This window comes from Enterobacter sp. 22452 (assembly GCF_052045065.1).
Classification (GTDB): domain Bacteria; phylum Pseudomonadota; class Gammaproteobacteria; order Enterobacterales; family Enterobacteriaceae; genus Enterobacter; species Enterobacter mori.
In genome coordinates, this window is record NZ_JBQEOB010000001.1 from 449,417 (window position 1) to 468,698 (window position 19,282).

The window sequence follows — 19,282 nt, forward strand, 5'->3', positions numbered from 1 at the left end:
ACCAGGCAATGGCAAATCACAGCCGTGCAGGCCAACCTGCACAACAAAGCGATTTGATTAACGTCGCTCAACTGACCGCGCAGTATTACGTGCTGAAGCCGGTCGTGGGCAACGCAGAACACGCAGTGAAGTTCGGCACATCTGGTCACCGCGGTAGCGCGGCGCGCCATAGCTTTAACGAACCGCACATTCTGGCCATTGCCCAGGCCATCGCGGAAGAGCGCGCCAAAAATGGCGTTACCGGTCCATGCTATGTGGGGAAAGATACTCACGCCCTGTCTGAACCGGCGTTTATTTCCGTACTGGAAGTGCTGGCAGCGAACGGTGTGGATGTGATTGTTCAGGAGAACAACGGTTTCACGCCAACGCCTGCGGTCTCTAACGCAATTCTCGTACACAACAAAAAAGGTGGCGCACAGGCTGACGGTATCGTCATTACGCCATCTCATAACCCGCCAGACGACGGTGGCATTAAATACAACCCGCCTAACGGTGGCCCGGCAGACACCAACGTCACCAAAGTGGTGGAAGACCGTGCGAACGCCCTGTTAGCCGACGATCTGAAAGGTGTTAAACGTATCTCTCTGGATGCCGCCATGGCGTCCGGTCATGTGAAAGAGCAGGATCTGGTTCAGCCGTTCGTGGAAGGGCTGGCGGATATCGTCGATATGGCGGCCATCCAGAAAGCCGGTCTGAAGCTGGGCGTGGATCCGCTGGGCGGCTCTGGTATTGAATACTGGAAGCGCATTGCAGAGCATTACAAGCTGGATCTGACCATCGTGAACGATCACGTCGATCAGACCTTCCGCTTTATGCACCTCGATAAAGACGGCGCGATCCGCATGGACTGCTCCTCCGAGTGCGCGATGGCGGGCCTGCTGGCGCTGCGTGATAAATTCGACCTGGCATTTGCTAACGACCCGGACTACGACCGTCACGGTATCGTCACCCCTGCCGGGCTGATGAACCCGAACCACTATCTGGCCGTTGCAATTAACTACCTGTTCCAGCATCGCCCGCAGTGGGGCAAAGAGGTGGCCGTCGGTAAAACGCTGGTCTCCTCTGCGATGATCGACCGCGTGGTCGAGGCGCTGGGCCGCAAGCTGGTGGAAGTGCCGGTGGGCTTCAAATGGTTCGTTGACGGTCTGCACGACGGCAGCTTTGGCTTCGGCGGTGAAGAGAGCGCGGGCGCGTCCTTCCTGCGCTTCGACGGCACGCCATGGTCGACCGATAAAGACGGCATCATCATGTGCCTGCTGGCGGCGGAAATCACCGCGGTCACCGGTAAGAACCCGCAGGAACATTACAACGAGCTGGCGGAGCGTTTTGGTGCACCAAGCTATAACCGCATTCAGGCTGGCGCAACATCAGCCCAGAAATCGGCTCTGTCCAAACTCTCTCCGGAGATGGTCAGCGCAAGCACTCTGGCGGGCGATCCGATCACCGCGCGTCTGACGGCGGCGCCGGGCAACGGGGCGTCTATTGGTGGTCTGAAAGTGATGACCGAAAACGGCTGGTTCGCCGCGCGTCCATCCGGTACGGAAGATGCGTATAAAATCTATTGCGAAAGCTTCCTCGGCGCTGAGCACCGTCAGCAGATTGAGAAAGAAGCGGTAGAGATTGTCAGCGAAGTGCTGAAAAACGCGTAAGTGCGGTTTGTGTGCCGGGCGGCACTGCGTTTGCCCGGCCTACAACAGCGATCGTAGGCCCGGTAAGCGCTAGCGCCACCGGGCTTTTTTTAACTATGCTTATTCTTCAATTCAAACCGCGGTGACACCAGACCGTACAGCGTCCAGCCCATAAAGGTTACCATCGCCCCGTACAGCATCGCTTCCTGGCCGGATGAGTAGAGCGCATAGAAGCTGTAGATTGCCCCAATCAGCGCCACGATATTGGCCGCTCGCGCCTTGCGTGGATCAACCTTCGCGACTTTCTGAATAATCACCAGCGCCGCCATCGACAGAATGTACGGAATGATATTTGTCACAACCGCCAGGTTGACCAGCACGTTGAACTGGCTGTTCAGCGATGGGCTAATGGTCATCAGCGACAATCCGCTCTGGAAGATGACAATCGCCAGCATGCCCTGCACAGGTGCATCGGCTTTGCTTACGCGGGAGAAAATTTTCGGGAAGTAACCTTCATCTGCGGAGGATTTAAACACCTGCGCAATGGTGAACTGCCAGCCGAGAAGGGAACCGCAGCAGGACATCACCATCAGACCCATAATCACTTTACCGACTTCCGGCGTGAACATCTGCGCGAAAGCCAGCCCGAACGGCGCCGTGGAGTTTGCCAGATCCATATTCGGTACGATGCCCGCAATCACGTTAGTCGAGACGATATAGATCACCGCCGCGCCCAGCGTGCCGCCGAGGACCGCAATCGGCACGTTCTTTTCCGGATTCTCTACCACTTCCGCGTTCGCGCAGGCGGATTCCAGACCGAGGAAGGCCCACAGCGTCATGGCGATGGATGACCCAACAGCAGTAAAGAACGGCACGTGGTGCGGGTTCCAGGAGTTGGCGTACAGCGTCGGGCTAAACCAGAACCAGCCGATGATGCACAGACCGACTACCGGGATAATCACGCCCCAGACGGTGATGCTGCTGAGCTGTCCGGTGATGCGCGCGCCGCCAAAGTTGGCGACGGTGCAGATCCACAGCACCCCGATGGTCGCCAGCCCTATTTGTACCGGGCTGAGCGTCGCGCCAAACAGCTCCGTACCGTAACCCACCGCGGAGATGGCAATCGCCACGTTGGCGATCAGCAGCGACACCCCGTAGGTATAGTTGGCCATAAAGTTGCCCGACTTGCCAAAGGCGTATTCGGCATAGCCGCCCATGCCGCCAGACTTACGGCTGAACATCCCGCACTTGGCAAACGCCCACGCCAGCGCCATTGAGCCGACTGCCGTTACCAGCCAGGAGATAATCGAAATGGTCCCCACTTCTGCGAGCTTGGTGGGCAGCATGATAATCCCGGATCCCATCATGTTGACCATGGTGAGGATGGTGAGTTGCACCACGCCCATCTTATTGGACTTGCTCATAATTTTTCTCCTTTCGGCAGAGATGGCTGAGCGGCGGGTTGTTTAATGACGTAGCAGCGAACCTGTTTTCGACCATCACACTCCTCGACGTACACGCCCTGCAGCTCCGGCGCGAAGCCCGGCAGAAGGTTGATGCCTTCTTCCAGCGCGGCAAAATAGCGCAGTACGGAACCGCCCCAGACTTCACCCGGCACAACGCACAGCACCCCCGGTGGATAAGGAAGCGCACCTTCAGCGGCGATACGGCCTTCTGCGTCACGCAGTGAAACCAGCTCGACCTCACCGCGCAGATAGGCATAGTTCGCCTCTTGCGGGTTCATCATGACGCGCGGGAAGTGAGACTTGCGGAACATCTCTTTCTGCAGCTGTTTCACGTTGTGGCGGGCGTACAGGTCATGCATTTCCAGGCAGATCTGGCGCAGGGTGTAACCGGCGTAACGCTCCGGATGCTGTTTGTAGAGAGAAGGCAGGACCTCTTTTAGCGGAACATCGCTCTCGAGCAGTTTTTCGAAGCGCACCAGTTGAGCAACCAGCTGCTGCAGTTTGCCCATGTCCTCCGCAGGCGTGAGCAGGAACAGGATCGAGTTGAGATCGCATTTCTCCGGCACGATGCCGTTTTCACGCAGGAAGTTGGCGAGGATAGTGGCGGGCACGCCGAAGTCCTCATATTCCCCGGTGCGGGCGTTGATGCCCGGCGTGGTCAGCAGCAGCTTGCACGGGTCGATAAAATACTGGTGCTCAGCGTAGCCCTCAAAGGCGTGCCAGCGTTCACCCGGCACGAAGTGGAAGAAGCGCAGATCGGTCGCAATGTCCGCCGTGTCCCAGCTTTCCCAGGGACGGCCATCCACCGTCTCCGGCACGAACGGGCGGAGATACTGACAGTTTTCCAGGATCAGCTTGCGCGCCTCGATACCGTTCACCACGCAGTCCATCCACATGTTGCGGCCGCTCTGGCCTTCATGCATACGGGCGTTGATGTCCAGTGCGGCAAACAGCGGATAGAACGGGCTGGTGGAGGCGTGCATCATAAAGGCATTATTCAGCCGTTTATGCGGGACATAGCGCTGTTGCCCTTTGATATGGCTGTCTTTCTTGTGGATTTGCGAAGTCTGCGAGAAGCCGGCCTGCTGTTTATGCACGGACTGAGTGACCAGGATCCCCGGATCGTTTTCGTTCAGCTCCAGCAGCAGCGGAGAGCAGTCGGCCATCATCGGAATAAACTGCTCGTAGCCCACCCAGGCAGAGTCAAACAGGATGTAATCACACAGGTGCCCAATCTTATCCACCACCTGACGGGCGTTATAGATGGTGCCATCGTAGGTACCCAGCTGGATCACCGCCAGACGGAACGGACGCGCATCGCGTGCACGGCCAGGCGCCACCTCTGCCACCAGCTCGCGTAGATAATTTTCTTCAAAGCAGTGGGCGTCAATGCCGCCAATAAAGCCGTACGGGTTGCGCGCGGTTTCCAGATAGACCGGCGTTGCGCCAGCCTGGAGGAGGGCACCGTGATGGTTAGATTTGTGGTTGTTACGGTCGAACAGCACCAGGTCACCCGGCGTGAGCAGGGCGTTTAGCACCACTTTGTTGGATGACGAGGTGCCATTCAGCACGAAGTAGGTCTTGTCGGCATTAAAGACTTTTGCTGCATGCTGTTGGGCGATGCACGGCGCGCCTTCATGAATGAGCAGATCGCCCATTGCGACGTCAGCATTACACAGATCGGAGCGGAAAAGCGTCTCACCAAAGAAGTCGACAAACTGATTACCGGCTGGATGGCGGCGGAAGAACTGTCCTCCCTGATGCCCCGGGCAGTCGAACGCGCTGTTGCCCTGTTTTACGTAATCGACCAGGGCGCGGAAGAACGGTGGACGAAGCTGGGTTTCGTACTTCAATGCAGCCGCTTCCAGCTGGCGTCCATAAAAATCGTTGCTGGTGTCTGAATACTCAAATACGCCATGAATGCGCGATAAATAGTCTGCCGGAATGAATTCTTCTTTGTGCGTCGCGACAAAAACAGGAATGCCAAAACCGGTGGCTTCTATTTCGTCCAGAATACCGCTGGCAATATCCGTGACCGCCAGAACAATGGCGGCAACATCAATATAATCAGAAGCGCGGACATCCACCAGTTCACGCTGGGTAATAAAGCAATCCGGACATGCACGGCTGGCTGCGATTTTTAAACTTTTCATCTTTCTCTCTTTATTTTAGGTAATAAGCGTCCCTCGATTTCTTGCAAGAAAGAAATCGATAATTTTCCGGAAAAAAAGCAAAGGGTGACCGCTGATTAAAATCAGTAAATTGCTTTTTTGATGATTGAAATTCAGTCCGCCCGGTGCGGATGAGTCTGAATCAAGATGAATGAGCGCACGAGATCACAGGCAATAGCCTGTAAAATAAGGTGTTTCAGGATGACCTGTGAGCGAGTGCGCCAGAAGTCGAAGGACTACCGGGCATTAAAGAGATGAAAGTCAAAGCAGTTTCGGTGGGCAAACATCATGATATGTGTTGTCCGCCTTATATGGGGCATTAAACGATTGTTGTTTTCCATGTTTCATTTTCCTTTCAGTAATTGAAAGCATGGTCATTTTATCCAGGAAATGGCGATTAACTGTGAAGGAGATCACCGTTAACCGATCATTTCACAAATAATTAGTCGTTTTTGATGAATAACACAGATCAAAATGCTGTTTTGTTGATGGTGTGTTAATGTTGTGTTTGTTTGGTGTTTTTATTGGGCGTAAATAATCCGTAAAATAACGTTTTGATTATTTTTATGTCTATTTTGGCAGGTGGTTTTCTTTATTTGAAATTAACTTGAATAGTTATTCAAATCATAAACCGATAACCGATACCGGTTTCAGTTAATAAATGGCGAGGGCGCGCGGGGTCAACTTCAAGTTTTTGACGAAGGTGTCCCATATAAATGCGTAAATAGTGACTATGCTCGACGGCATTGGGTCCCCAGACCTGGCTTAACAGCTGGCGCTGAGTCAGCACCTTGCCATGATTGTTGAGCAAAACGGCAAGCAGACGGAACTCGATAGGCGTGAGGTGGATCTCTTCTTCTGCCCGGGTGATGCGCCGGGCGGCAAGATCGACCTGAATGTCACCGAAGGTATACACCGGGTCGGAAGGCGTCGTTGCACTATGACGACGCAATGCGACGCGAAGCCGGGCCTGCAACTCACCAATGCCAAAGGGCTTGATAAGATAGTCGTCTGCACCTGCATCCAGCGCGGCGATTTTATCCGCTTCTTCCGTTCGTGCAGAAAGCACCAGAATCGGCATTTGGCTCCACTGACGAACCTCACGGATAAAATCGATGCCATCCCCATCCGGTAGCCCCAAATCGAGGATCGCCAGGTCAGGCTTGCGCGTCGCGGCCTCAATTAACCCCCGTTGAAGCGTACCGGCTTCATGAACGCGCAGGCCGTCGGCTTCCAGCGCGGTACGCAGAAAACGGCTTATGGCGAGCTCATCTTCAACAATCAGGACGTTAATCACAAATCCTCTGGTAATTCATCAAGTTCTGGTGGGGTATCAAGTGGAAGTGTAACACAAAAATGTGCGCCGCCTTCCGGACGGTGCTCTGCCGAAATGGTGCCGCCGTGCACGTCAATAATCGCTTCGCAAATAGCGAGACCCAGCCCAACGCCGGGGATCGCAGATTCCTTATTACCGCGCGAAAATTTTTCGAAAATGGCCTTTTCCTGCCCGACCGGAATACCCGGCCCGGTATCCCAGACTTCCAGCTGCAGCGTTTGTGCCTTCACCGTGGCATTAATGCCAATCTGTGCTTTCGCACCCGCATATTTAGCGGCATTTTCGAGCAGGTTAATCAGCACACGCTCGAACAGGGGGCCATCAACGTGAATTAACGTCAGGGGTTCAGGCATGTTCAATGCGATATGGCGGCCGCCCAGGCCGGGCTCCAGCATTTTCAGCGAGCTCCCGACGACCTCTTCCAGCGTGAGCCACTCTTTTTTGAGGTTAAACCCGCCAGACTGAATGCGCGCCATATCCAGCAGGTTATTCACCAGCCGCGTGGTATTCAGCACATGCTGGCGGATTTCGCTGGCCTGCATCGCATGTTTTGAACCTTCAGCAGCCAGGTCCAGCGTCAGGATCTCCGACTGACCAAACAGCACGGTGAGGGGGGTGCGTAGATCGTGAGAGAGCGCCGCCAGTAATGAATTTCGGATGCTTTCGCGCTCGCTTGCCAGCCGCGCCTGCTCTTCGCTGGCGGTGAGTGCCAGCCGTTCGAGCGCGCTGGCGACCAGCAGGGTGAAGGTTTCCAGCAAACGTTGCTGTTCGGGGATCATCAGTTGGCGCAGGTTGGTTGGCTCAACGATAACCAGCCCCTGATTTTTATCCGCACTGCGTAGCGGCAGGATCTGATAAGGCACGCCTGGCAGAGTGTCCGTTCCTGCGCCTGCGGGCAGCCCTTTATCAAAACTCCAGCGCGCGATGGCTTCATCCCAGGGCGTCATGCCGGAGGCGGAGGTGAGCGGACGAAGGTTGCCATGCTCGTCCGGGAGCAAGATAAGATTACTGGCGTTAAACGTAGAGCGAATAAATTGCTCGCTGGTCTGGACAATATCCAGCGGCGTGCGGCCGACTGCCAGCGATTTGGACATCTCATAGAGATGGCGCGTACGCTGCTCGCGATAGCGTGCAATACGCGCCTGATAGCGAACGCCCGCCGTCAGGTTACCAATCACCAGCCCGACGGTGAGCATCACGCCAAAGGTGAGAATGTACTGCACGTCGGACACGGCAAGCGTTCCGCGCGGGGCAATGAAGAAAAGATCGAAGCTGACAACGTTGATGACCGTCGCCAGCACGGACGGCCAGCGTCCGTAGAAGAGCGCCACCACCACCACGCCGAGCAGGTAAATCATCACCAGGTTGGCGGCGTCGAAGGCGATCAGCCACTGGCTGGCAATCACGGTAATCAGGGCGCAGAGCACGACGGCGACAAGGCAGCCGCGGATCTGGATCCGCCATTTATCACCAAAGGCGCGGGCATCCGGCGCACGGTTGGGCAGGGGCGTGGGCTTGTCATCCAGCGCCACGATCACCAGATCCAGGTCCGGCGCGCGGCGGGCCAGCTTATCGGAGAAGGATTCACGGCTGAACCAGCGGCGGTGCTGGCGACGACCAATGACAATTTTCCCGAGGTTATGCTCGCGCGCGTAGCGCAGGATGGCTTTATCTTCCTGAGGATCGGAAAGGGTGGCGGTTTCGGCACCCAGCTCCTGCGCCAGCCGTAGCGAGCTGAGGATGGCGCGACGCTGATGTTCCGGCAGAGCATGCAGCTGCGGCGTTTCGATATACACCGCATGCCAGACGCTGCCAAATTTCGCCGCAAGCCGCGCGGCGGTGCGGATCAGTTTCTCATTGCCGCTACCGTGCCCGATGCAAAGCAGAATGGCGTCGCGGGTGTGCCAGACGCGTTCTTGCCCTTGCAGGTCGCGCCAGGCGCGCATCTGGTCATCAACGCGGTCGGCGGTACGGCGCAGGGCCAGCTCGCGCAGGGCAATCAGGTTGCCTTTGCGGAAGAAATGTTCGATGGCGCGTTCGGCCTGACCGGCAATGTAGACTTTGCCCTCGTTCAGGCGCTGGCGCAGGTCGTCCGGCGGCAGATCGACCAGCACCACCTCATCGGCGGAGTCAAAAAAGGGATCGGGCACTGTCTCTCGCACCTGAATGCCGGTAACGCTGCTCACCACGTCGTTCAGGCTCTCCAGATGCTGGACGTTAACGGTGGTGAACACGTCGATGCCAGCTTCCAGCAGCTCTTCCACGTCCTGCCAGCGTTTCGGATGACGCGAGCCTGGCGCATTGCTGTGTGCCAGTTCGTCCATCAGGATAAGTGCAGGACGGCGGGCGAGGGCGGCATCGAGATCGAACTCCGTGACCAGCCGTCCACGATGGCTAATTCGTCGTGGCGGCTGTGTGGCAAGTCCTTTTAACAGCGCCGCTGTCTCTTTACGGCCATGGGTTTCCACCACGCCGATGAGAATATCGAGCCCCTGCGCCCGAAGCCGCTGGGCTTCCGTCAGCATGGCGAAGGTTTTCCCGACACCTGCGCAGGCGCCAAAGAAAATTTTCAATTTGCCGCGATGGGCTTCAGCCGTCTGTTCTAGCAGCCTGTCCGGATCCGGGCGCATGGGCTCGTCGGTCATTTAGTTTTTCCTTAGCGCGTCCAGCGCCAGATTCAGCTCAACAATATTCACTACCGGCATGCCGATGAAGCTGACCAGCGGCTTTTGCGTATGCTCAGCGACCAGCTGGCTCACCTGCTCAATGGTCAACTGACGGGCCGCAGCGACGCGCGGAATTTGCCATGCCACCGCCTGTGGCGTCAGGCTGTAGTCCAGCCCGCTGGCTGAGGTGGTGACCAGCTCTACGGGAACGTCACGGCTGGCCTGCGGGTTGGCGGCGCGCAGGGCGGCAACGCGTTCTGCAACGGCTTTATCCAGCTCCGGGTTGCTGCCCGCCAGGTTACTGCCGCCGGATGCCATCGGATTATACGGGCTTTCCGCGGTGGCGGAAGGGCGGCCCTGGAAGTAATGGGCATCCGTAAAGTTCTGACCAATCAACCGTGAACCGCGGGATTCTCCGTTCTGGATAATCTGTGAGCCGTTAGCCTGCTCGGCAAACCACCACTGACCCAGCGCGGTGGTCACCAGCGGGTAAAGCCCGCCGGTAATAAGAGACAGCAGAATAAATAACAGTATAGCGGGACGTAACATCGTCATTTGATTCACCTTTTAGACCAGCCCGAACAGCGTCAGGAGCACGTCGATAACCTTAATACCAATAAAGGGCACAACCAGCCCGCCCAGCCCGTAAATCCACAGGTTGCGGCGCAGCATGGCGGCCGCCGTCAGCGGCTTATAGCTCACCCCTTTCAACGCCAGCGGAATAAGAAAGACAATGATCAGGGCGTTAAAGATAACCGCACTGAGAATGGCCGATGCCGGGGAGTGCAGGTGCATCACGTTCAGCGCATTCAACTGTGGATAGGTTGCCGCAAACGCCGCCGGGATAATGGCGAAATACTTCGCCACGTCGTTGGCGATACTAAACGTGGTCAGTGAACCACGCGTCATCAGCATCTGTTTCCCGATGTGCACTACCTCAATCAGCTTGGTCGGGTTAGAGTCGAGGTCAACCATGTTGCCCGCCTCTTTTGCCGCCTGCGTGCCGGAATTCATTGCCACCGCCACGTCGGCCTGCGCCAGGGCAGGGGCATCGTTGGTGCCGTCACCGGTCATCGCGACCAGACGGCCCTCTGCCTGATACTGACGGATCAGCGCCAGCTTCGCTTCCGGCGTCGCCTCAGAAAGAAAATCATCCACGCCTGCTTCGGCGGCAATGGCGGCAGCGGTCAGACGGTTATCCCCGGTGATCATCACCGTTTTGATGCCCATTTTGCGCAGTTGAGCAAAACGCTCCTTGATGCCGCCCTTAACGATATCCTTCAGGGCAATCACGCCCAGCACGTTCGAGCCTTCCGCCACCACCAGCGGCGTGGCCCCCTGTCGGGCGACGCTTTCGACCAGTTTGTCTACTTCAGGCGGGAAGTGACCGTTGTTGGCTTCGATATGGCGACGGATGGCGTCAACGGAGCCTTTACGAATCATTCGGTCCTGAATGTTAATCCCACTCATGCGGGTCTGCGCGGTGAAGGGGACGAAAGTGGCATGCAGGCTTTGCACGTCACGCTGGCGCAGATTGAAACGCTGCTTAGCCAGAATCACGATGCTGCGACCTTCCGGCGTTTCATCGGCCAGAGAGGAGAGCTGTGCGGCATCCGCGAGCGTTTTTTCATCCACGCCCGGTGCGGGCAAGAAATCAGAGGCCTGGCGGTTGCCGAGGGTGATGGTCCCGGTTTTATCCAGCAGCAGTACGTCGACGTCTCCGGCGGCTTCAACGGCGCGTCCGCTGGTGGCGATGACGTTCGCGCCCAGCATACGGCTCATCCCGGCGACACCGATAGCGGACAGCAATCCGCCAATGGTGGTTGGAATCAGGCATACCAGCAGCGCCACCAGTACGGTGATGCTGACCGCCGTGCCGCCATAGGCGGAGAACGGCCACAGCGTCGCGGTTGCCAGCAGGAAAACGATAGTCAGGGCGACCAGCAGAATGGTCAGGGCAATCTCGTTCGGCGTTTTGCGACGCTGCGCGCCCTCCACCATGGCGATCATCCGGTCAAGGAATGTTTCGCCCGGGTTAACGCTGCACTGGATCACCAGCCAGTCGGAGAGAATGCGCGTCCCGCCCGTCACGGAGGCGAAGTCACCGCCAGACTCACGAATAACCGGCGCGGATTCCCCGGTAATGGCGCTTTCGTCAACCGATGCGCCGCCTTCAATGACTTCCCCGTCGCACGGGATGATGTCACCGGCCTCGACCAGCACCACGTCGCCTTTACGCAGTTCATCTGCCGGAACGTGGTCCATCTGCGCGCCGTATTTAGGTTCACGTAATTTGCGCGCGAAGGCGGTTTTTTTGACCCCTTTCAGGCTGTTAGCCTGTGCTTTACTGCGGCCTTCCGCCAGCGCCTCTGCGAAGTTGGCAAACAGCACGGTAAACCACAGCCAAAGGCTGATGGCACCGGTAAAGAGTGCATTACCCGGAAGATGCCCCGTACCCATCGCAACTGCCAGCGCGGTGGTGAGTAAACTCCCTATCCAGACGATAAACATCACCGGGTTGTGCCACTGCACGCGTGGGCTCAGTTTTTTCACCGCATCCATGAGGGCCTGACGAACTAACGTCGGTTCGAGCAGGGCCAGTTGTTTACGACTCATGACAAATTCTCCGCAAAATCAGCGTAAAGAGAGGGTTTCCGCGACCGGGCCTAACGCGAGGGCGGGGATAAAGGTCAGGGCACCGACCAGCAGCACGGTACCAATCAGCAGGCCGATAAACAGCGCGCCGTGTGTCGGTAACGTACCGGTGGTGGTCGGTTGGATTTTTTTGCTCACCAGCGCTCCCGCGATCGCCATCACTGGCACAATCACGCCGAAACGCCCCACGAACATGCAAAACGCCAGCAGACAGTTCCAGAACGGTGAGTTAGCGCTTAAGCCTGCAAAGGCGCTACCGTTGTTGTTGGCGGCAGACGAGACGGCGTAAAGCACTTCGCTAAAACCGTGAATGCCTGGGTTAAAGATGCCGCTGCGTCCGGCGTCGGTCATCAGCGCCAGCGCGGTGCCGATCAGAACGAGGGCAGGGGTGACCAGAATCGCCAGGGCGGTTAATTTCATCTCGCGGACGTCGATTTTTTTGCCCAGATATTCCGGAGTACGGCCAATCATCAAACCGGCGATGAATACGGCGAGCAGAACGAACAGCAGCATGCCGTACAGCCCGGAGCCGACGCCGCCAAAGACCACTTCGCCAATTTGCATTAGCCACATTGGGATCATGCCGCCGAGTGCGGTAAAGGAGTCGTGCATGGCGTTAACCGCCCCGCACGACGCCGCCGTGGTGACCACCGCATACAGGCTGCTGGCGAGAATGCCAAAGCGGCTCTCTTTGCCTTCCATATTGATGTTGCTGTTGGCACCCAACTGCATGAAGTGGCTGTTACCGTTCCATTCGGCCCACATCACCAGCGCCACGCAAACCACGAAGATTAGCGACATTGCCCACAGCAGGGTGCGCCCCTGACGGCGATCGTTAACCACATCGCCAAAGGCAAAACACAGCGCGGCGGGGATCAGGAAGATCGCCAGCATTTGCACCATGTTGGTCAGCGCCGTTGGGTTTTCAAAGGGATGCGATGAGTTGGCATTGAAGAACCCGCCGCCGTTAGTACCAAGCATTTTAATTGCTTCCTGCGAGGCCACTGGCCCCATCGGCAGGAGTTCTTTTGCGCCTTCCAGTGAGGTGTATGGGGCATAAGGCAGCACGTTTTGCAGGGATCCTTGCTGGATAAAGAACAGGGCAATCAACAGTGCCACAGGCACCAGCACCCACAGGGTTATGCGCGTCAGATCGACCCAGGCGTTGCCCAACGTGCCAATGTTCTGACGGGCAAATGCACGCGTCAGGGCGAAGATCACCGCTATCCCGCTTGCCGCAGAGAGGAAGTTTTGCACGGTTAAGCCAGCCATCTGACTGAAATAGCTGAGCGTGGTTTCACCGGCATAGGATTGCCAGTTCGTGTTGGTCACAAAGCTCACTGCTGTGTTCAGCGCCAGATGCCAGGACAGGCCCGGCAGTTGCTGCGGGTTCAGCGGCAGGCTCCCCTGCAGCATCAGCATGGCGAAGAGAACAACCAGCCCGACGATGTTTAGCAGCAAAATGGCCATCATATACTGACGCCAGTTCATCTCCCGATCGTCTATTCCCAGTACGCGCCAGATCCCTTTTTCAATGCTTCCCGTGCCCGGTAAGGCTACGTTGTTGATCAGCCTTGCCAGTCCTGTTCCCAATGGCCTGGCCAGTACGAACAACACCAGTAAAAAGCTGGCGATAAGCAAAAACGCCTGAGCAGCCATCAGAATGCCTCCGCATTAATCAGGGCGTAGACCAGATAACCCAATAACAGGAACACCAGCACAATGCCGGCAATCAAACCTGCACTCACAATCCACCTCCGGGTGACATTTGTATTTGTGCTAAAGGTAGGATTTACGGCGCAAAGATTTCGCAAAAATCAGGCGGGAGGGTGTAAAAAAAGTATAAAAATGGAGATACCCACAATTTAACCATTGGTAAGTAAATCGTTAACTTTTTTGTAACTTAATTACGGCGTGAATGTAAATATTCACTAAATGGATAAAAATAAGTGGTCGGATGAGTAGTAAAATTACAAACAAAGCGATATTATTTTAGCCAGGTCACAGATTTTGAATTTTCCGGATGACGTTTCCGGCCAACTATAGGGGAGAAAAATATGGATCTTTATAAAGAGTTTCCGGCTCATATCATTTTCATGCGTCGCACTTTCGCCGTAGTGGCTGGCGTGCTGGCACTGCCGGTAATGCTGTTCTGGAAAGATCGTGCACGTTTTTATAGCTATCTGCACCGCGTCTGGGCGAAAACCAGCGAGAAGCCGGTGTGGATGGATCAGGCCGAGAAAGCGACCTGCGATTTCTACTGATACGAAGACTACACACAGCAATAAAAAAAACCGCCTACAGCAATGTGGCGGTTTTTTTGTCCCTCGGGATTCGCGGTCCGTTGGGTGGTTTTCAAACCCTCGTCAGAGGCTTACAAGAATATCTCGGGTCCTTAAGTAATCAAACTGCAACGCCCTAAATATAATCTTAAAAACCTTTTCAGTGGATTACGTTTTGTCGCTGGGCCAACTACTATGCAGCGTCCCTTTCCGCCATCTCGCACATGGGCGCCGGTCCCGGGAGAGGTGTTACCACAACCGTAAGTCAGGCTCTCGTCAGAGCTTGTGTCCACCGACTTATCACCGGTGGTGAACGGTGGAGCGGTTAGCTGCAGGGACCGCATAATGAAACGCTATTTTTGCATCGCGTTCATTGTCGCCAGCGTACTCGTTGTGAAAAGTGATGAACCGACCGTGTTTGTTGCATTTACCACGTTAGCGCAGGACAAGTAGCGTTAAGGCCGCCTCGGGCGGCCTTTTTTATTTCATCCCGTCTACACTTCATGGCAAAGTAGTTCAATGCATGCTTTTTCCTTTTACGGCATGCCCTTACGGACATAATGGACAATTGCCTGGAGTTTTATGCCCACCCATCTGGTTTGGTTTCGCGCGGACCTGCGCGTACATGACAATATCGCCCTTGCGGCAGCCTGCCGCGCCAAAGACGCTAACGTACTGGCACTGTTTATGGCTACACCCGAGCAGTGGCGGCAGCACGATATGGCCCCCCGACAGGCGGCCTTGCTCCGGGCGTATCTGAACGATCTGCAGCACTCGCTTGCCGGAAAAGGCATACCGCTTCTCTATAAAGAGGTGAGTGATTTTGCCGCACAGCTCCAGACGCTGCAGGAGACCTGTAAGCAGCACGACGTCAGGCATCTTTTTTATAACTACCAGTATGAATTCAACGAGCAGCAGCGGGATCGTCAGCTGGAGAACGTGCTGGAAGGGGTCGTCTGTGAAGGGTTTGACGACAGCGTGATGCTGGCACCGGGCAGCGTGATGACCGGCAACCACGAGATGTATAAAGTTTTTACGCCGTTTAAAAACGCCTTTATCAAACGCCTGAAGGAGGCGCTGCCGGAGTGCGTTGCCGCGCCTGCCGTGCGGGGCGAGCCCGTGACGGATTTGCCAGAGCTGACGTTTGATTACCCTCAGCAGGCGTTTGATGAAACGCTGTTCCCCGCCGATGAGAAAGCGGCTATTGCCCAACTCCGGCAGTTCTGTGAACAGAATGCGGCTGATTACGAAGCGCGTCGGGATTTCCCCGCCGTTGAAGGCACCAGCCGTCTGTCGGCCTGTCTCGCGCTGGGTGCGATCTCTCCCCGCCAGTGTTTGCATCGCCTGTTGGCAGAACAGCCGCAGGCGCTGGACGGTGGCGCAGGGGCTGTCTGGCTCAATGAACTTATCTGGCGCGAGTTCTATCGCCACCTGATGACGTATCACCCTGATTTATGTAAACATCGCCCATTCATTAAATGGACTGATAATGTAAGGTGGCAGTCGAATGATAAGCAGCTCAGAGCCTGGCAATCCGGACAGACGGGTTTCCCAATTGTCGATGCCGCCATGCGTCAGCTCAATGAAACCGGATGGATGCACAACCGCCTGCGGATGATTACCGCCAGCTTTCTGGTGAAAGATCTGCTTATCGACTGGCGTATCGGAGAGCGCTATTTTATTTCTCAGCTGATCGATGGCGATCTCGCGGCGAATAACGGTGGCTGGCAGTGGGCGGCCTCCACCGGCACCGATGCGGCTCCCTATTTTCGGATTTTTAATCCGACGACGCAGGGGCAAAAATTTGATGCGGACGGCGAGTTTATCCGCCAGTGGGTACCTGAACTTAACGTTGTCCCCGCGAAAGCGATCCACGACCCATGGGCATGGGCGGATAAACAGGGCGTAAAGCTCGATTATCCCCGTCCGATTGTCGACCACAAACAGGCACGCGTCGCCACGCTGGCGGCGTACGAAGCCGCGCGCAAAGTATGAGAGAGTGATGATGAAAAACAGCGAACTGGAAAGCCTGATTAACGAAAAACTGAACAGCGCCTCCTTCAGCGACTACGGCCCGAACGGCCTGCAGGTGGAAGGGCGCGAAACGGTGCAGAAAATTATCACCGGCGTAACGGCAAGCCAGGCGCTGCTGGATGAAGCCGTGCGTCAGGAAGCCGATGCGGTCATCGTTCACCACGGTTATTTCTGGAAGAACGAATCCCCCATTATTCGCGGCATGAAGCGCAACCGCCTGAAAACATTGCTGGCAAATGACATCAACCTGTACGGTTATCACCTGCCGCTGGATGCGCACCCGGAACTGGGTAACAACGTGCAGCTAGCGCAATTGCTGGGTATTACCGTGATGGGGGAAATCGAACCGCTGGTGCCGTGGGGCGAACTGGCGATGCCGGTGCCGGGTCTCGAGCTGGCGTCGTGGATCGAAGCGCGCCTCGGACGTCGTCCGCTGTGGTGTGGCGACACGGGGCCAGATACCGTGAAGCGTGTGGCCTGGTGCACCGGGGGCGGGCAGGGCTTTATCGATAGCGCCGCGCGTTTCGGCGTCGATGCCTTTATTACGGGGGAAGTGTCTGAGCAGACGGTTCACTCCGCCCGCGAGCAGGGGCTCCATTTTTACGCGGCAGGTCATCATGCAACGGAACGAGGCGGCATTCGCGCCCTCAGCGAGTGGCTGACGGAAAATACCGATCTGGATGTGACCTTTATTGATATCCCTAATCCGGCCTGATGAGAGGTGCCCGAGTGCAGAGAGCGCGTTGTTATCTTTTGGGTGAAACCGCCGTCGTACTGGAGCTTGAACCTCCGGTCACGCTTGCCACGCAAAAGCGTATCTGGCGGCTGACGCAGCGTCTGGCCGATATACCTGAAGTGGTTGAAACCATTCCGGGCATGAACAATATCACTGTCGTGCTGCGCAATCCGCACACGAAAGCCCTGGATGCCATCGAACGCCTGCAGCGCTGGTGGGAAGAGAGCGAAGCGCTGGAGCCGGAATCGCGTGCCATTGAGATCCCGGTCGTCTATGGCGGCACGGGAGGGCCGGATCTGGGCGTTGTGGCAGCGCACTGTGGGTTAACAGAAAAGCAGGTGGTTGAGTTGCACAGTTCGGTTAATTACGTGGTCTGGTTCCTGGGGTTTCAGCCCGGCTTCCCGTATCTGGGCGGATTGTCTCCCCAGCTGCATACGCCGCGTCGTGCCGAACCGCGCCTGAGCGTACCTGCGGGGACGGTGGCTATCGGCGGCGAGCAAACTGGCGTTTATCCGCTGGCATCGCCCGGCGGCTGGCAGCTTATTGGGCACACGGCTACGCCGTTATTTGAACCCGGACGGGAGACGCCAATACTCCTGCGTCCCGGCGATACCCTTCGTTTTATCCCGCAAAAGGAGGGGGTATGTTAACGCTTATTCGCGCAGGGCTTTACACTTCTGTGCAGGATGCAGGCCGCTTTGGCATGCGTCAGTCCGGCGTGAGCTATTGTGGTGCGCTGGACAGGCCTGCGCTGGAAATTGCTAACGTGCTGGTGGGCAACCCCGGCAGTACGGCCGCGCTCGAAATTACGCTCGGCCAGTGTGTGATTGAGTTTGGTCAGGAGACCTGGTTTGCCTTAACCGGCGCAGGCTGTGAGGCCACGCTGGATGGTAAAGCGGTGTGGACCGGCTGGCGGCTGCGGGCGAAAGCCGGACAGCGTCTGACGCTCAAGCGTCCGCTACACGGTGTGCGTAGCTATCTCGCGGTGGCTGGCGGCATTGACGTGCCAGAGGTGCTGGGCTCATCCAGTACCGATCAGAAGGCGGGCATCGGCGGGCATGAAGGGCGTCTGCTGCGCGACGGCGACCGGCTGGCAATCAAGCCCTCCGCGCGCCATTTCTCGACCACGCAGGGCGTAAAGCAGCTGCTGTGGGGAAACCAGATCCGCGCCTTACCGGGGCCGGAATATCATGAGTTTGACGAGGCTTCCAAAGAGTCTTTCTGGCGCTCGCCGTGGAAGCTCAGTCCGCAGAGTAACCGTATGGGCTACCGCCTGCAGGGGCAGCCGCTGACCCGCACGACGGACCGGGAACTGCTCTCCCATGGGTTATTGCCGGGGGTCATTCAGGTGCCGGGCAACGGTCAGCCCATCGTGTTAATGAACGATGCGCAAACCACGGGCGGATACCCGCGAATTGCCTGCATAATCGAAGCCGATCGCTACCATCTGGCGCAAATTCCTCTCGGGCAGCCGATTCACTTCGTGCAGTGTTCGCTGGAGGAGGCGCTCAAGGCGCGGCAGGATCAGCAGCGTTATCTCGAACAGCTGGCGTGGAGGCTTGATGGTAAAGATTGATTTAAATGCCGATCTGGGCGAGGGCGGTAGCGCAGATGCTCAACTGATGATGCTGGTCTCCTCGGTCAATATCGCCTGTGGCTTTCACGCGGGCGATGCGCAAACCATGCTGGAGAGCGTGCGTAATGCCATCAAAAACGGCGTCGCGATTGGCGCTCACCCCAGCTTCCCTGACCGGGAGAACTTTGGCCGCACGGCGATGGATCTGCCGCCGGAGACGGTCTACGCTCAGGTGCTCTACCAGATTGGTGCGCTGGAGGCGATGGTGCGCGCTGAGAACGGTGTTATGCGCCACGTGAAGCCGCACGGCATGCTCTACAACCAGGCGGCGAAAGCTCCGGCGCTGGCGGACGCTATTGCTCGCGCGGTGCGGGACAGTAATCCGCAGCTTATCCTTGTAGGTCTGGCCGGTAGCGAGCTGATTCGCGCCGGGAAGCGGCTGGGGCTGACTACGCGTCAGGAAGTCTTTGCCGACCGCGGCTATCAGCCCGATGGCAGTCTGGTCCCGCGCACGCAGGCCGGGGCGCTGATAACCGATGAAGGTAAAGCGCTGGCGCAGACGCTGGAGATGGTGCGCGCCGGGCGGGTAACCGCCGTGGACGGAACACCGGCAAACGTTCAGGCCGAAACGGTGTGTTTACACGGCGACGGCGAGCATGCGCTCCAGTTCGCGCGCCGCTTGCGGGCAGCGTTCTCTGAAGAGGGCATTCTGGTCAGCGCGGAATAATCATG

At 57.0% G+C, this 19,282-nt stretch carries 16 protein-coding genes; 7 read left to right on the forward strand and 9 right to left on the reverse strand.

Annotated features, from left to right (window positions below):
• The first annotated feature begins 8 nt into the window (after positions 1-8).
• On the forward strand, positions 9-1,649 hold the full coding sequence (gene pgm, locus ACTJJA_RS02205; RefSeq protein ID WP_440665947.1) for a phosphoglucomutase (alpha-D-glucose-1,6-bisphosphate-dependent): 1,641 nt from the start codon (positions 9-11) through the stop codon (positions 1,647-1,649).
• Positions 1,650-1,738: 89 nt separating this feature from the next.
• Here the strand turns inward: pgm and potE are convergent, their stop codons facing one another.
• From potE to kdpF, 9 genes are all read right to left on the reverse strand, one after another.
• Complete coding sequence (gene potE / locus ACTJJA_RS02210) at positions 1,739-3,052, reverse strand: putrescine-ornithine antiporter (protein WP_010428664.1); 1,314 nt, start codon at positions 3,050-3,052, stop codon at positions 1,739-1,741.
• A complete protein-coding gene (gene speF / locus ACTJJA_RS02215; RefSeq protein WP_440665949.1) occupies positions 3,049-5,247 on the reverse strand; it encodes an ornithine decarboxylase SpeF in 2,199 nt (732 codons plus the stop codon). Before speF ends, potE begins: the two co-directional genes overlap by 4 nt.
• A 254-nt stretch (positions 5,248-5,501) precedes the next feature.
• Entirely contained in the window at positions 5,502-5,606 is a 105-nt protein-coding gene (speFL, locus tag ACTJJA_RS02220) for a leader peptide SpeFL (RefSeq protein WP_003858645.1), read from the reverse strand.
• A 278-nt stretch (positions 5,607-5,884) separates the two neighbouring features.
• Positions 5,885-6,562, reverse strand: a complete 678-nt coding sequence (gene kdpE / locus ACTJJA_RS02225; RefSeq protein ID WP_218307881.1) for a two-component system response regulator KdpE — start codon at positions 6,560-6,562, stop codon at positions 5,885-5,887.
• Positions 6,559-9,246, reverse strand: coding sequence for a two-component system sensor histidine kinase KdpD (gene kdpD / locus ACTJJA_RS02230; RefSeq protein ID WP_440665951.1), 2,688 nt, complete (start codon positions 9,244-9,246; stop codon positions 6,559-6,561). Before kdpD ends, kdpE begins: the two co-directional genes overlap by 4 nt.
• On the reverse strand, positions 9,247-9,822 hold the full coding sequence (gene kdpC, locus ACTJJA_RS02235) for a potassium-transporting ATPase subunit KdpC (RefSeq protein WP_440665953.1): 576 nt from the start codon (positions 9,820-9,822) through the stop codon (positions 9,247-9,249). It abuts the gene before it with no gap.
• Between the two features lie 12 nt (positions 9,823-9,834).
• Positions 9,835-11,883, reverse strand: a complete 2,049-nt coding sequence (gene kdpB / locus ACTJJA_RS02240) for a potassium-transporting ATPase subunit KdpB (RefSeq protein WP_109081175.1) — start codon at positions 11,881-11,883, stop codon at positions 9,835-9,837.
• An 18-nt stretch (positions 11,884-11,901) separates the two neighbouring features.
• Positions 11,902-13,581 (reverse strand): potassium-transporting ATPase subunit KdpA, encoded by a 1,680-nt coding sequence (kdpA, locus tag ACTJJA_RS02245; RefSeq protein WP_440665955.1) that lies wholly within the window; start codon positions 13,579-13,581, stop codon positions 11,902-11,904.
• Complete coding sequence (gene kdpF / locus ACTJJA_RS02250; RefSeq protein ID WP_014069365.1) at positions 13,581-13,670, reverse strand: K(+)-transporting ATPase subunit F; 90 nt, start codon at positions 13,668-13,670, stop codon at positions 13,581-13,583. Before kdpF ends, kdpA begins: the two co-directional genes overlap by 1 nt.
• A gap of 309 nt (positions 13,671-13,979) precedes the next feature.
• On the opposite strand from kdpF, the gene ACTJJA_RS02255 reads away from it, so the two are divergent.
• The 6 genes from ACTJJA_RS02255 to pxpA all read left to right on the forward strand — a co-directional run bounded on the left by ACTJJA_RS02255 (position 13,980) and on the right by pxpA (position 19,277).
• Complete coding sequence (locus tag ACTJJA_RS02255) at positions 13,980-14,186, forward strand: YbfA family protein (RefSeq protein WP_003858637.1); 207 nt, start codon at positions 13,980-13,982, stop codon at positions 14,184-14,186.
• Between the two features lie 600 nt (positions 14,187-14,786).
• The gene (phrB, locus tag ACTJJA_RS02260; RefSeq protein WP_440665958.1) at positions 14,787-16,199 is read left to right on the forward strand and encodes a deoxyribodipyrimidine photo-lyase; all 1,413 of its coding nucleotides are present in this window, start codon (positions 14,787-14,789) and stop codon (positions 16,197-16,199) included.
• A 10-nt stretch (positions 16,200-16,209) separates the two neighbouring features.
• A complete protein-coding gene (locus ACTJJA_RS02265; RefSeq protein WP_120159168.1) occupies positions 16,210-16,953 on the forward strand; it encodes a type 2 GTP cyclohydrolase I in 744 nt (247 codons plus the stop codon).
• Positions 16,954-16,967: 14 nt separating this feature from the next.
• Positions 16,968-17,624, forward strand: a complete 657-nt coding sequence (gene pxpB / locus ACTJJA_RS02270; RefSeq protein WP_100165275.1) for a 5-oxoprolinase subunit PxpB — start codon at positions 16,968-16,970, stop codon at positions 17,622-17,624.
• Positions 17,618-18,550 carry a 5-oxoprolinase subunit PxpC gene (gene pxpC / locus ACTJJA_RS02275; protein WP_237846366.1) on the forward strand — a complete coding sequence of 311 codons (933 nt, stop codon included), beginning with the start codon at positions 17,618-17,620 and terminating at the stop codon, positions 18,548-18,550. Before pxpB ends, pxpC begins: the two co-directional genes overlap by 7 nt.
• Positions 18,537-19,277, forward strand: coding sequence for a 5-oxoprolinase subunit PxpA (gene pxpA, locus ACTJJA_RS02280; protein WP_440665961.1), 741 nt, complete (start codon positions 18,537-18,539; stop codon positions 19,275-19,277). The genes pxpC and pxpA overlap by 14 nt, the downstream gene beginning before the upstream one ends.
• The last annotated feature ends 5 nt before the right edge of the window (positions 19,278-19,282 follow it).